The 13,408-nt window shown below is 57.9% G+C and carries 13 protein-coding genes; 5 read left to right on the top strand and 8 right to left on the bottom strand.

Annotation, left to right across the window (positions count from 1 at the left end):
• Window positions 1-61: 61 nt before the first annotated feature.
• Both NW815_RS05500 and NW815_RS05505 read right to left on the bottom strand, forming a co-directional pair.
• Window positions 62-931 (bottom strand): M48 family metallopeptidase, encoded by an 870-nt coding sequence (locus NW815_RS05500; protein ID WP_011433741.1) that lies wholly within the window; start codon window positions 929-931, stop codon window positions 62-64.
• Between the two features lie 34 nt (window positions 932-965).
• Window positions 966-1,628 (bottom strand): hypothetical protein, encoded by a 663-nt coding sequence (locus tag NW815_RS05505; protein ID WP_414389248.1) that lies wholly within the window; start codon window positions 1,626-1,628, stop codon window positions 966-968.
• 176 nt (window positions 1,629-1,804) lie between these two features.
• Here NW815_RS05505 and treY point away from each other — a divergent pair, with 176 nt between their 5' ends.
• Window positions 1,805-4,606: a malto-oligosyltrehalose synthase gene (treY, locus tag NW815_RS05510; RefSeq protein ID WP_414389246.1), complete on the top strand. Its 2,802-nt coding sequence runs from the start codon at window positions 1,805-1,807 to the stop codon at window positions 4,604-4,606.
• Between the two features lie 4 nt (window positions 4,607-4,610).
• Here treY and tpiA read toward each other — a convergent pair whose 3' ends face one another.
• Both tpiA and NW815_RS05520 read right to left on the bottom strand, forming a co-directional pair.
• Complete coding sequence (gene tpiA / locus NW815_RS05515) at window positions 4,611-5,363, bottom strand: triose-phosphate isomerase (protein ID WP_414389250.1); 753 nt, start codon at window positions 5,361-5,363, stop codon at window positions 4,611-4,613.
• Window positions 5,364-5,580: 217 nt separating this feature from the next.
• The gene (locus NW815_RS05520; protein ID WP_414389244.1) at window positions 5,581-5,991 is read right to left on the bottom strand and encodes an FHA domain-containing protein; all 411 of its coding nucleotides are present in this window, start codon (window positions 5,989-5,991) and stop codon (window positions 5,581-5,583) included.
• A gap of 227 nt (window positions 5,992-6,218) precedes the next feature.
• Here NW815_RS05520 and NW815_RS05525 point away from each other — a divergent pair, with 227 nt between their 5' ends.
• The 4 genes from NW815_RS05525 to NW815_RS05540 are packed head-to-tail and all read left to right on the top strand — an operon-like array spanning window position 6,219 to window position 9,526.
• On the top strand, window positions 6,219-6,635 hold the full coding sequence (locus NW815_RS05525) for a rubredoxin (RefSeq protein ID WP_414331938.1): 417 nt from the start codon (window positions 6,219-6,221) through the stop codon (window positions 6,633-6,635).
• 8 nt (window positions 6,636-6,643) lie between these two features.
• On the top strand, window positions 6,644-7,633 hold the full coding sequence (locus tag NW815_RS05530; RefSeq protein WP_414389242.1) for a photosynthesis system II assembly factor Ycf48: 990 nt from the start codon (window positions 6,644-6,646) through the stop codon (window positions 7,631-7,633).
• A gap of 30 nt (window positions 7,634-7,663) precedes the next feature.
• A complete protein-coding gene (gene murG, locus NW815_RS05535; RefSeq protein ID WP_414389240.1) occupies window positions 7,664-8,767 on the top strand; it encodes an undecaprenyldiphospho-muramoylpentapeptide beta-N-acetylglucosaminyltransferase in 1,104 nt (367 codons plus the stop codon).
• A gap of 45 nt (window positions 8,768-8,812) precedes the next feature.
• Window positions 8,813-9,526, top strand: a complete 714-nt coding sequence (locus NW815_RS05540; RefSeq protein ID WP_414415791.1) for an endonuclease III domain-containing protein — start codon at window positions 8,813-8,815, stop codon at window positions 9,524-9,526.
• Window positions 9,527-9,542: 16 nt separating this feature from the next.
• Here the strand turns inward: NW815_RS05540 and NW815_RS05545 are convergent, their stop codons facing one another.
• From NW815_RS05545 to NW815_RS05560, 4 genes are all read right to left on the bottom strand, one after another.
• Window positions 9,543-11,414 (bottom strand): chloride channel protein, encoded by a 1,872-nt coding sequence (locus NW815_RS05545; protein ID WP_414389237.1) that lies wholly within the window; start codon window positions 11,412-11,414, stop codon window positions 9,543-9,545.
• Between the two features lie 6 nt (window positions 11,415-11,420).
• On the bottom strand, window positions 11,421-12,209 hold the full coding sequence (gene map, locus NW815_RS05550; protein WP_414342345.1) for a type I methionyl aminopeptidase: 789 nt from the start codon (window positions 12,207-12,209) through the stop codon (window positions 11,421-11,423).
• 195 nt (window positions 12,210-12,404) lie between these two features.
• The gene (locus NW815_RS05555) at window positions 12,405-12,977 is read right to left on the bottom strand and encodes a DUF2062 domain-containing protein (RefSeq protein ID WP_414415792.1); all 573 of its coding nucleotides are present in this window, start codon (window positions 12,975-12,977) and stop codon (window positions 12,405-12,407) included.
• Between the two features lie 154 nt (window positions 12,978-13,131).
• Window positions 13,132-13,293 (bottom strand): hypothetical protein, encoded by a 162-nt coding sequence (locus NW815_RS05560; RefSeq protein WP_414389233.1) that lies wholly within the window; start codon window positions 13,291-13,293, stop codon window positions 13,132-13,134.
• Window positions 13,294-13,408 lie beyond the last annotated feature (115 nt).

Raw genomic sequence — 13,408 nt, forward strand, 5'->3', positions numbered from 1 at the left:
GCCAACTGCAGGGCTACTAAAAGCCCGCTCTGTACTGCTTTAGCGGTCGGAGTCGGGTAGTTTACGAAGCAGCCGTTGACGTCCGCGGTGCGGAGCCCAATCCCTGGAGCTCCAGGATCTGCTGATAGGTGTTGCTGCGGAACCAACGCTCGATTTCTCTGGCCCGTAGCACCGGCAGCGGATGGGTGCGCCCCACCGTTTGCATCTGCTTCAGCTCCATCTGCCACAGATCCCCGTCCAGCTCGTCGTAAGTACGGGCCTGCTCCAAAAAGGCGTCCACGTTCAGCTTGGAGGCCAATTGCGGGGATCCCCCACACAATTTCATCAACACCGAGATCACCGTCTTGGCATCTTGGGCTACCAACAGCGCCGCCCGGTCACAGGTAAACTCGGCACACCGCAGCCAGTGCATCAGTTGATCCTGCAACGCCTGATAAAACAACCCCCCGAAGGGGAGCAAGCTGGTGGAGAGCATGAGAATGTTGGCCATCGTCAAGTAGACCCCGTGATTGCACTTCAAGTGGCCCAACTCATGAGCGATCACGGCCTGAATTTCCGGCGGCTCCAACAGATCCAGCAGAGAGCTGTGCAAGACAATGAAGGGCTTTTTCCCCTGCATGGCAAAGGTGTAAGCATTGGGCGTGGGGTTCTGCCGCACGTAGAGCTGGGGCACCTCCAGATCCAAGATGCGACAGGCCTGCACCAAAAGCTGATGAATTTCCGGCAACTGATGCTCGTTAATTTGGATACTAGAAGCAATGTTGTCCAGATAAAATATCTGTCCTGCCGTTGAGCCAAGCCAATTTTGAATCAGCAGGCCCAGCCCCGGCACTTGCTGCAGAGAGCGGGTGGCTTGCAGATCCACGGGATGACGAAATTGGTCGGCCCGCAGGCCCAACAGAATGCGAGGTTCTCGTTGAATGGACGACATAGACAATAGACAACAGAGGGAGAAAGGACTTCGGTTACAACTCGTAGGGCACAAACTGGCGGTGGCGATTCAACAAAAATAGCCGCTCCGGCGGCGGATCCGGCAGGGTCGGCTTGTTGGTAAAGTCAAACGGGTTCTCTCCAGAGGGGATCTCCCAATAGACCACATGATCTTGAATGCGAGTGCCATCGGTAACAAAGCGCCCAGTATCGGCGGCAGCACGCTCAGCGCGGCGATAGAGTCGCCCTTGCCAGGTCAAGTGCGGGGGCAGCCCCAATCCCAAAAACAGTTGCTGCCGACTGGATTCCTGGTTGAACACCGTTTGCAGGCAATCCGCCCAGATCCTTGCCGGATCTGCCGGTTGGGGAGCAGCATGAGCCTCTGCATCGGCTGGAGTTACCTCCAACAGCAGTTGCTGGTTCAAAAGAATCCGAGCGGCTTGAGCTGGGGGATCCCCGCTGCCGGTCGTCGAGGGATTGGGGATATCCAGACTGACCTGCACCTGAGGGCTGCTGGCCTGTAGCAAAATCTCTTCCAACCGTTGCTTCAGCAGACGGAGGCGAGCGGGGGCATCGGGGGTGCGCAGGGTCAAAACCAGCTCACTCCCCACCCGAAACTCGCTTTCTGCCCAGGTTGCCTCACTTCGCCAACTCCCCATCAGCCCACCCACGAGCAGGATCCCTGCCCACCTCGCCATCCTTGCCGGCCCCCTTACCGGGGGTGAAGCGCTCCTCTGTGGCCTTGACAAGTTCACTAACCTCGCCTCTCCCCTGCAGGACTCCTTAGATCTTAGCCGCTACCCTAGATACATCTGTTCTCTTGACCCTATGCCGTTGGCAAGCTCGGCTTCTTTGTCATTGTTCTAAGGTCATCATGCGGATCCCGACTTCCACCTATCGCATTCAGTTTCATGCTGGGTTTGACTTCGACGCAGCACGACAGATTGTTCCCTACCTGAAGTTGCTGGGCATCAGTGACTTGTATGCCTCTCCCATCTTCCAAGCCCGCAAAGGCAGCACCCACGGCTACGACGTGGTGGATCCCAGGCAGATTAACCAGGAACTGGGGGGAAGCGAAAAGTTTGAGCTCTTGTGGGAAGCCCTCAATCAGCAGGGAATAGGCTGGATCCAGGACATTGTGCCCAATCACATGGCCTACGATGGCCAGAACCAGATGCTCATGGATGTTCTGGAGAGCGGCCCCAACTCAGATTTTATTGACTACTTTGATGTGAATTGGAATCACTCTTACCTGGGGATCAAGGGCAGAATCTTAGCCCCTTTCTTGGGAGATTTCTACGACAAATGTTTGGAGTCGGGTCAAATCCAGCTTCGTTATGATGCCGATGGCCTAAGTATTAACTACTACAACTTGAGGTTCCCCCTCAATATTGACACCTATGCGGATGTTTTTACCTACAACCTGAGCAAGCTGCGGCGAAAATTGGGACGCAGCCACCCCGACTACGTCAAGTTGCTCGGGATCCTCTTCAGCCTGAAATTTATCCCTAGCAAGGAAGATCTCCTGGAGCGCACCGATCAAATTAGCTTTGCCAAGCATTCTTTGTGGGAACTCTACACGTCTAGCCAACCTATCCAGAGCTTTTTTGACGAGAACATTGCCATTTTTAACGGCAAGCCAGGGGATCCGTCGAGCTTTGACCTGCTGGATAGTCTTCTGGCGCGGCAAAATTTTCGCCTTTCCTTCTGGAAGGTGGGTGCTGAGGAGATCAATTATCGTCGTTTCTTTACCATTAACGAGCTGATCTCGCTGCGGGTAGAAGATCGCGAAGTGTTTCGCAAAACCCATCAGCTTATCTTTAAGCTTGCAGAACAGGGGCGTTTTAGTGGTTTGCGCATCGATCATATCGATGGCTTGTTCAATCCCGAAGAGTATCTCCATCGCCTGCGGGAACGCTGCCCAAATCTCTACATCGTAGTAGAAAAAATACTAGAGGCTAATGAAAGTCTGCCCCAAAGCTGGCCGGTTCAGGGCACAACGGGCTATGATTTTTTAGCTAAGCTCAACGGCATCTTTTGTCAAGAAGAAAATGCAGAGGCTTTTGACTCTCTCTATCAAAATTTCACAAATCTACGGCATTCCCCAGAGCAGGTTATCGAAGATAAAAAACGCCTGATCATCGAGCGCAACCTGTCAGGAGATATGGATAACCTTGCTTTTTTGCTCAAACAGATCACCAGCCATCATCGCTATGCCAATGACTTTACCCTCTACAGCTTACGTCGAGCTTTGGTAGAAGTTTTGGTGTGCTTTCCGGTCTACCGCGTCTATATCCACGAAGGGATCCTCAGTCCAGAAGGTCAACAGGTAATTTGTCAAGCCGTGGAGAAGGCCAAGGAGAACCTGCCCGTTTTGATGAATGAGCTGAATTTTATTCAGCGCTTTCTCTGCCTGGAGTCTCTGGAAAATTTATCAGACCAGGAGAAAAATGAGCAGATCTATTTTGCCATGCGCTTGCAGCAGTTGGCCGGCCCTCTCATGGCCAAAGGGGTGGAAGATACTGCTTTTTATGTGTACAACCGCCTTTTATCTCTCAATGAAGTTGGTGGGGATCCCTGTCGCTTTGGCCTTTCGGTGCAAGAGTTTCACCGCTTTAATCAAGAGCGGGCAGCTCGGTGGCCTCTGTCCATGAATGCTTCTGCTACCCACGACACCAAGCGTGGCGAAGATGTGCGGGCCCGGCTGAATGTGCTTTCTGAAATCCCCGCCGAGTGGGAAAAGCACATCAACCTTTGGCATGAGCTGAACCTCGGCTACAAAGTCCGCAGCAAACAAGCCAAGCGCTCGGAACTGCCGGATCGCAATGACGAGTATTTGCTCTACCAGACATTGCTCGGCTCTTATCCCTTCCAACCGGAAGAGGTACCCCAGTTTGTACAGCGGGTCAAAGATTATGCCATCAAAGCAGTGCGGGAAGCTAAGGTCCACACCGCTTGGCTTCGCCCCGATACCGAATACGAAGAAGCCACTACCGCTTTTATCGAACGGATCCTTCAAGGCCCTAACCCCTTTTTGGAGTCCTTTTTGCCTTTCCAACGGAAAGTTGCCCACTTTGGCATTTTTAATTCCCTCTCGCAGACGCTGATCAAACTGACCAGCCCTGGGATCCCGGATATTTACCAAGGCACGGAGCTGTGGGATTTGAGCATGGTGGATCCCGACAATCGTCGGCCTGTGGATTTTTCCCGTCGCCTCGCCTATCTAGAAGAAATTCAACGGCGGGTTAAACAGGATCCTCTCCAACTCATTGCGGATTTGCTACTACACCGCAGCGACGGACGCATTAAGCTGTTTCTGATTCATCATGTGCTCAAGGCCCGCCAGGAACAGCCCCAATTGTTTCTCGAGGGCAGCTACATTCCTCTGCAAATCAGCGGATCCCATGCTGACCATGTTGTGGCTTTTGCCCGTCAGCACGGCAAGCAGGTATTGCTCACGGTAGTGCCGCGTTTTTTAACAAAGTTGATCGACGAAACCCAAGATCCTCTGGGAGAATCCGTTTGGGCAGATACCGAAATTCATCTGCCGCGCTGGAAGCGGCTGGACTGGGTGAACGGGCTAACCCAGGAAAGGATCCCTGCCGGCGAAACCTTGCCGGTGGGCGTTGTCTTAAAATCCTTCCCGGTGGCCCTGCTGTGGGGACAATCCCGCTAGCGGCCTAGGCGGGGGCTAGGGCCTGAAAATGGACGATGCGGGCAAACTCTTGGGGGTCTAGGCTGGCCCCTCCCACCAATACGCCGTCAATCTCAGGCTGGGCCATCAGCTCGTCGATGTTGCCGGCCTTCACCGAGCCGCCATACAAAATGGGCAGTTGGGCATTGCCCAAGTGTTGCCGGATCAAGCCGATGACCCGGTTGGCCTCTTGGGCTGCGCAAGTATGGCCGGTGCCGATGGCCCAAATGGGCTCATAGGCAATCACCAAGTTCCCCAGATCGATCCCCGGCAAGGCGCGATCCAACTGCCCCACAATCCAAGACTCGGTCAAGCCTTGCTCCCGCTGCTGCTGGCTTTCTCCCACACAAAGGATGGGGGTGAGCCCGTGCCGCTGGGCAGCTGCCAAACGCCAATTAACGGTTTCGTCCGTCTCGCCGAAGTACTGCCGCCGTTCGCTGTGGCCGACGATGACGTAGCGCACCCCCAATTCCGCCAGCATGGGGCCGGAAATTTCCCCGGTAAAGGCCCCCTGATCCTCCCAATGCAGATTTTGTGCCCCCACGGCTATGTCGGATCCGCGGCTTTGCTCTGCCACCACCGCCAGGTCTGTAAAGGGCACACACAAGATGATCTGCCGCTGGGATGCTGACCCTGACGGCGATGATTGTAGGGCCAGGCCCAACTCTCGCAGAAACTCGCGAGCCTCAGCCTGAGTCTTGTGCATTTTCCAGTTGCCGGCAATGAGGATGGGGCGCAAGATGAGATCCTCCCTTAAAGACAGCAGAAGGAAGGGATCCCGCAAGCAGAAAGCCCAATAAAACAGCAGGGATCCCAGCTTTGTTTTTTCGTATGACACAGTTTACCAGCAAGCGATCCCGAAAATACGGCGACGGGATCCCTTCTCCGAGCGCCGGTTAACCCTTCAACCAGCATGCAGACGGGACAGGCCAAGACCCAACAGGGAAGGCAGCTTCCTACAGCCCAACGATCTGGGTGTTTTCAAAAGTAGCCAGGATTTCATCCAGATCCTTGTTTTGCACCGAGTAGGTAGCGGTGGCATCGTTGCCAAACTGAATTTCGTCCCCGTCCTCAAGATCCCGAAATTCCACCCGTTGCCCACGCACGTAAAGGCCGTTGGTGCTGGGGGTGCCCTGAATGTCTCCGTCGATGATTTGGTAAGTGAACCCATCGGGAGAAGAGGGGGATTCTGTTTTGACCAAAATGGCGTGGTAGCGAGAGGCGTACTGGGAGTCGATGCGAATGCTGTTGCGCGGATCCCGGCCCAACGAATAAAGCTCAGCCGTCAACCAGTAGGCTTTTGGCCCATGACGATCCTTGACGATGAGCACGTGATTGAGGGCTGGTCGGCGAGGGGGCGTGGTCATGAAAGGCACCCGCTTGCACAACACTGAGGGCAGGATAGACAAAGCATAACATAGGATCCCCCAGGTGGATCCCTGTGTCCACCAGATCAGCCTCTCCAAGAGCAGCGGAATCTGCCCATCACTCTGAGCTGGCGCGGGATCCCCCTGAGCAACAAGAAAGGGTCTGAGTAGATTTTTGTAACAATTCCTCTCATAATAGGATCGACGATGCGGATGGCTCCCTGACCATGAATGGCTCGCAACCGGATCCCGGTGTTCAACCCCGTTCTCCCAAGACACCGAGGCTCATTGAGTTGCCAGAAGATGAAACCGATGCGCAGCTCAGCGATCCCCTGCGGATGCAGCGCTACGAATGTCGTTCTTGTGGCTATGTTTACGAACCGGCCAAGGGGGATCAGCTCAATCGGATCCCGGCGGGCGTGCCGTTTGAGGAATTGCCAGCCGATTGGAAATGTCCGGTGTGCCGAGCCGACAAGCGCTTGTTCCAAGCAGTGGGTGCCAAGGGCAAGCCTTCCGGTTTTCAAGAGAACTTGCGCTACGGCCTGGGGGTGAATGTGATGACCCCTGCCCAAAAGAACCTGCTGATCTTTTTGGGATTGGCGCTGGGATTTTTATTTTTGATGAGTTTTTATTTCGTCGAGTGAGGGTCAAGATGTTCAAACCCCTGAGGCTGGTGCTGCTGGTTGCTGTCTCGGTGCTGCTGATGGCGGCGGGGATGCCCAACATGCGGGTGGTCCCCTGGCAGCAGGTGGAAGTGCCCACCCAGAACATTCTGCTGGACATTGCCTTCACCGGCACCACCCCTTCCCATGGCTGGTTGGTGGGAGACAAGGCGACGCTGCTGGAATCCCGCGATGGGGGTCTGCACTGGCAGGTGCGGGAGCTGCCGGGTCTGGAGCCGGAAGCCTACCTGGCCTCCATTAGCTTTGCTGGGGCAGAAGGCTGGGTGGCCGGGCAGCCGAAGATCCTCCTCCACACCCTGAACGAGGGATCCGACTGGACTTCCATCCGCCTCAACAACCAACTGCCAGGGGAGCCGCTCTTGATCCAGGCTCTGGGCCCTGGCGCCGCCGAAATGGTGACCAATGTGGGGGCCATCTACCGCACCGAAGATGGCGGTCAGACCTGGCATGCCCAAGTGGATGAGCCGATTGGGGCCATCAAAAACATTGCCCGCGGCCCTGAAGGCGAATATCTGGCGGTGTCGTCGCGGGGCAGCTTCTACTTTCTGTACACTCCTGAAAGTCGCACCTGGAAGCCCTACCCGCGGGAAAGCTCCCGCCGCATTCAAAACATGGGCTTTGGCCCCCACGGCAGCGCTTGGAAATTGAACCAAGGGGCGGAGATTGCCTTTACCGATGACTTCACCTCCGGCCAGTGGTCGTCGCCGCTGCGTCCGGGGCGGGCCCTCAGCTTTGGCTACCTCAATGCCGCCTATCAAAACGACCACGACCTGTGGGTGGTGGGGGGTGGCGCTACCCTGATCCACAGCCCTGATGGTGGCAAAACCTGGGAACAGGCCAAGAAACTCAGCAACATCCCCGCCAACTTCTACAGCATTGAGTTTTTCGGCCCCGAGCAAGGGTTTATTCTGGGGCAACGGGGCACCCTCTTGCGCTATGTCAGCTCCAACAACTCCTGAAGGTCTCAGGGATCCCTAATCGGCACACGGGTGGATATACGCGCCAAGGATCCAGCTTCACGCCCTCGGCTGCTGGTTGCTGCCAGTGGCACTGGTGGCCACATTTTTCCGGCTTTGGCTATTGCCGAGCAGTTGCCCGACTGGCAGATCGAATGGCTGGGGGTGCCGGATCGGATGGAAGGGAAGCTGGTGCGGGAGCGCTATCCCTTGCACCGGGTTGTCATGTCCGGCTGGCAGGGATCCCCTCTCCACAGGCTGCAGGCCTTGGCCCAACTGGCCCGTGCGACCCTACAAGTGCGCCGACTCCTTATGTCGGGACGGTTTGACGTTGTTCTGACCACCGGTGGGTACATTGCCGCTCCGGCCATTTTGGCCGCCCGTTCGCTGGGGGTGCCGGTGTTGCTGCACGAGTCCAATCGGATCCCGGGCAAAGTGACCCGTTGGCTGGGGAGATTTTGTCAGGTGGTGGCGCTGGGCATGGCGGAGACGGCAGAGCATTTGCCAGGGGTGGCCGCCCAAGTGGTGGGCACGCCAGTGCGGGCCGAGTTCTACACGCCCCAGCCTTTCCCTGCCGACCTCCCCATTCCCGACGGGGATCCCCTCATTGTGGTCATGGGGGGCAGCCAAGGGGCGCGGGGCCTCAACCGCATGGTGGCCGCCTGTGCCCCAGCTTGGTTGGAGGCGGGGGCCTGGATTGTGCATTTGACCGGCGGCAGCGAAGCTCAAGATCCGGAAGCCAGGATCCCCAGCCATCCCCGCTACCGGCCCTTTCCTTTCCGTCGAGATGTAGCTGCCCTGCTGCAGCGGGCCAACTTTGCCATTAGCCGCGCCGGAGCCATGAGCCTGGCGGAGTTGCTGACCACCGCCACCCCAGCCATTTTGATCCCCTATCCCTTTGCTGCAGAAGATCATCAGTATCAGAATGCTCTGGCCTTCGTGGGGCGCGGTGGGGGGGTGGTCATGCGAGAATCCGAAGAGAATCTGGACTTGCTGCGGCAAACGGTGTTGACCTGGTTGGCTCAGCCGCAGGTGGTTGCCCAAATGGCCGCCCACTTGCAAGCCACAGCTCCTCCCAATGCCAGCAAGGTTCTTGCCCGCCTGTTGCAGGAGATCCGCCAGAGTTCTGCCCGTTAAGCCGTGGTACAGCCAAGATTGGACAGCCTTTCCCAACGCCCGCCTGTGCCCGCCAAAGCGGCGGAGTCCCCAACCCTGCTGGCAGAACTCCCGCCCGCCGACAGGATGGAATCGCTGTTGATGCGGCTAGAACAGTGCTTTGGGATCCCTCAGCAGGCTCCCAATGGCCTTTCCCCTCACCCCGATCTCCTGGACGAGTTGGTGGGCACGATCCTTTCCCAGAACACCACCGATGCCAACAGCAGCCGTGCCTTCCGCGCCCTCAAAGCCGCCTTTCCCTCTTGGGAAGCGGTCTTGGCTGCCGACCCGGCAGATCTGGCCCAGGTGATCCGCTCCGGCGGCTTAGCCCACCTCAAGGCAGTCCGAATTCAGGAGATCCTGGCTGCCATTCAAGAACGACAGGGATCCCTGAGTCTGGACTTTCTAAGAGAGCTAGACGATGCTGGCGCCCTCGATTTTTTGCTCTCCCTGAAAGGGGTAGGGCTGAAGACCGCCACCTGTGTGTTGTTGTTCGGGCTGGGTCGGGATCTCTGCCCGGTGGATACCCATGTGCATCGAGTGGCCAACCGTCTGGGCTTGGTGCGGGCCAAACATCCCGACGACACTTTTGCTCAGCTTTCCCCTCAGATCCCCAGAGGCAAAGCCTATTCCCTGCACGTCAACTTTGTCCGGTTGGGCAAGCGCATCTGCAAGGCCCGCATGCCCGAATGTGGCCGCTGCCCGCTGCGTCCCACCTGCCCCTCTGGGCGGCAGCGTTGATCCCGACAGCAGGGCTCTATTCTGCGGGCGCAGTAGAAGCATCTGGGATCCCCTCTTGTCCGTTCCTGCCGGCGTCTCTCTCTGCTGGGGGAACTTCCAACTCCAGGGCTTGCCGCACCGATTGAATCTCTTGGGAGAGCAGCACCCGCTCTCGATCCAACAGGCCGACGATCTGCTCCGGGTCTTCCCGCGAGACCACTGGCAATTGGCGCAAATCGTATTCGTACATCGGCTCAGCTGCCACCGCTACCGCCTCATCGGGGAAGGTGGTGAGAACCGGAGATTGGCTGACCTCCTGTACGGTTAGCTCCGCCAACTCCGCCGCCTCCTTATGGGCCAAGGCCCGCTCCAGATCTTCCAGGGTGAGAATGCCCCGCAGCCGCTCCTGTCCGTCCACCACCAACGCGCTATGGCACTTTTGCTGCAGCAAACTCTCCAGAGCTTCTCGCAGCGGTGTGTCTTGCCGAAGCAAAAGAGATGGGGGCACCATCACCTCTTGCACCGTCAGCTCTCTAGGCTCCTGCCCAAGGACTCCGTCAAGCGTTGCGTGGCGATAGCGACGGGCGGAAGGGTAGATGGCCGGCGAATGCAACTGCTCCGTCAGCCAGATGCTCAAACCCACTGCCGCCATCACCGGCAGCGCAATGTGATAGTCCCGCGTCATCTCAAACAGCAGCAAGATGGCCGTTAGCGGAGCCCGCACGCTGGCCGCCAACACCGCCGCCATGCCCACCATGGCGTAGGCAGCAGGGGGAGACAAGGCAATCAAGGGCAAAGCTTGAGATAGCACCTGACCGTAGCCTGCCCCCAGCACTGCCCCCATGAACAAAGCCGGGGCAAAGGTTCCCCCCACAAAGCCGCTGCCCAGGCTCAAAGCGCTCAGCAACAGCTTGCCCAATAGGAGCAGGCCCAGATGGCCAAGAGAAAAGGGAACGGCCTGCAGAATCGACTCAATGGTTTCATAGCCCACCCCCAACGCCAATGGGATCCCCAAACCTGCGCAGCCCAGGATCCCGCCCCCCAAAATGGGCTTGCTCCAAGCTGGCCAGGCCGCCAGGGGGCCACTGTTGAACAGGTGCTTGCCCCACTCCAGGGTGTAGCTGAAGGCCATAGAAACCAGGCTGGCCAAAAAGCCCAAGCCGAGATACAGAGGTACCTCCAGCAAGCTGTGGATCTCGTAGTCCGGCAGGACGAAGGCCGGCTGGGTGATGGTGGGCAAAAGAAAAGCGGGTTGTGCCCCCAACCCCACCTGGGCGATCAAGGCGGAGACCACCGCCGCCAACACCACCACACTGACAGCAGAAGTGGTGAAGGTGCGGGCCAAAGCCAGCTCCAGCGCCAAAAACACCCCGGCAATGGGCGCGTTAAACCCTGCCGCCAGGCCAGCCGCTGCTCCGGCAGCCATCAACAGTTGCACCCGCTCCCGCGAGAGGCGTAGGTTTTGCCCCAGCAGGGATCCCAGCAAAGCGCCACTTTCCACACTGGGGGCCTCAGGGCCAAGGGAAGCTCCCGCGCCCAACGAGATGGCAGCCGCCAGGAGCTTGAGCGGGATCCACCAGGGCTGAAGTGCCAAAGGACGAGCAGGACTCACCAAGCTGGAGAGGCTCAAGTTGGGAAAGGGCACAACTGCCCCCAAAGCGCCGATCAGCAGGCCCCCCAACACCGGCGCCAAAGCCAGCGGCCAGGATCCCAGCAGCCACAGGCCATAGTGTTCTGCGGCCCTGCCGATGCCATCCACGAGGGTGTCCTGCAGCAGATAGCGCCACCAGCCAATCAAGTAGCGAAATCCAACCACCAACAGCCCCGTGGCCAACCCCACTGCCGCCGCCAGCAGCAGCAGCAGGTTCTCGGAGGAGAGGCGCAGGCGGAGAGCGGGGGCGCTGTTCATGATGGCTCAGGGGCTTTGGGAAGGCAGGGTCAAGATCTCTACACCGGTTTCGGTAACGGCGACCGTATGTTCAAATTGGGCCGAGAGCTTGCCATCTAAAGTGACCGCCGTCCACCCGTCGGAGAGCACCTTCACCTCCCAGGTGCCCTCGTTGATCATCGGCTCGATGGTGAACACCATGCCGGGGCGGAGTTTCTCCCCTTTTCCCCGTTCGCCGTAGTGGGGGATCTGGGGGGCCGTGTGGAATTGCCGTCCCACCCCATGCCCGACAAAATCGCGCACCACGCTGTAGCCCTGGGCCTCGGCGTATTCTTGGATGGCAGCGCCAATGTCGCCGACTCTCCCCCCCGGCTTGACGGCAGCAATGCCCCGCCGCAGACATTCTTCGGTCACCTCCACCAAGCGCCGCGCCCGCTCAGAAGGCTGTCCGACAAAGAAGGTTTTGGACGTATCGCCGTGGTAGCCATCCAAAACCGGGGTGACATCGATGTTGATGATGTCGCCTTCTCGCAGGATCTGCTTGGGGCTGGGAATGCCGTGGCAGACCACGTGGTTGACGCTGGTGCAGATGGACTTGGGAAAGCCATGGTAGCCTAAAGGGGCACTTTTGGCCCCATGCGCCCGCGTCCATCGCTCGGCCTCGTCGTTAAGCTCTTGGGTGGTGACCCCTGGTCGCACCATCGGCTCCAAGTGCTTGAGCAGATCTGCCGCCAGGCGACAAGCCCGCCGCATTTTCTCCAGTTCCCGTGAAGAGAGCAACACAATGGGCTGAGGGGCTTGCGTGAGCTGGTTCATACCCGTCTGCAAAGCGGATCCCAACTGCTCCCCCCATCGCTGGGAGCGACGGCTGAGGTCTGTCAACAACGCTCGCATGTCTTCCATCATGAGACCTTATCTGTGAAAAGCTCTGTGAAAACGGATGGATCTCTGCACCTGCAGACTGTCCAGGATTGGGTTCTCAGTTGGGATTCTGAATCGCCTTGCGCCCATTCATAGACCCCTGCCGGCCATTTTCTGCCGCCGACGAATCCGCTGCACCAACCACAGCCCCAGAAAATAGCTGACGAGGGATCCCCAAAAACCGACAAATGCACAGCCGACAAACAGCGTGCCCGACATCTCCAAGCCCCACTGCATCCAGTTTTGCCAAGTGGCCGCCACCAGCTCTGTGGTGGGAAGGACAGTTCGGGATCCCAGCAGCCATTCCCCCACCTGGTAGTTGAATGCATAGATGGGCACATAGGTGAAGGGGTTACTCACCCAGGTCCCTGCCGCCGCCGCCAGCTTATTGCCCCGAAACGGAACAGCCAACACCAGAGCGGCCAACGTTTGAAAGCCAAAGATGGGGAAACAGCCGGCAAAAACCCCTACCGCCAAGCCACGGGCAATTTCTTTTGGCGACGATTGCAGCCGCAACAGGCGCAGATAAAGATAGCGCAGCCAACGCTTCCAGGAAAGATCCCGGCGGGCTAGGGTCGGCCCTGGTTGAGATCCAGAGTAGGATCTGGAATAAAGCCCAGGGGATCCCCAAGAGGGCAGCCTCAACCAAAAGAGGGGGCTCATGGCGGTCAGGGGGGGCAACTGAGAGAAGGTGTTAAGTCCTGTAAATCCAGTGTATCTTTCCTGCCGTCGGCGACAAAGGGCTATCGGCAAATCTGGGCCGGCAGCACCTGGGTGATGCTGAGGGATCAGTTTGCTCAGTTTACAAAGTAAGCAGTTAGCTGAGCTTGTCCACCAAGGCCAGCACGAAGTTAAGACCCAAGTAGGAAACCAGCACCACCAAGAATAGGAACAGGGCAATGTTCAGCCCGGATCGCAGGGCAGAGGGCAGGGATCCCGATTTCATCTTGGGGTTAGGCCTTTCGGGGGGAGTTGTCATCTGAAGTTCTGGGGAAGACTGTGAATCTAGGATCCCATCTTGGCTGTGCAGGTGTACCCATCGGCTTACTTTCCGAAGATTGAAGGCCTGATACATTTACGCTGAACACTGCTGA

Origin of the sequence: Synechococcus sp. R6-7 (assembly GCF_047461695.1) — a bacterium.
Lineage (GTDB): Bacteria > Cyanobacteriota > Cyanobacteriia > Thermostichales > Thermostichaceae > Thermostichus.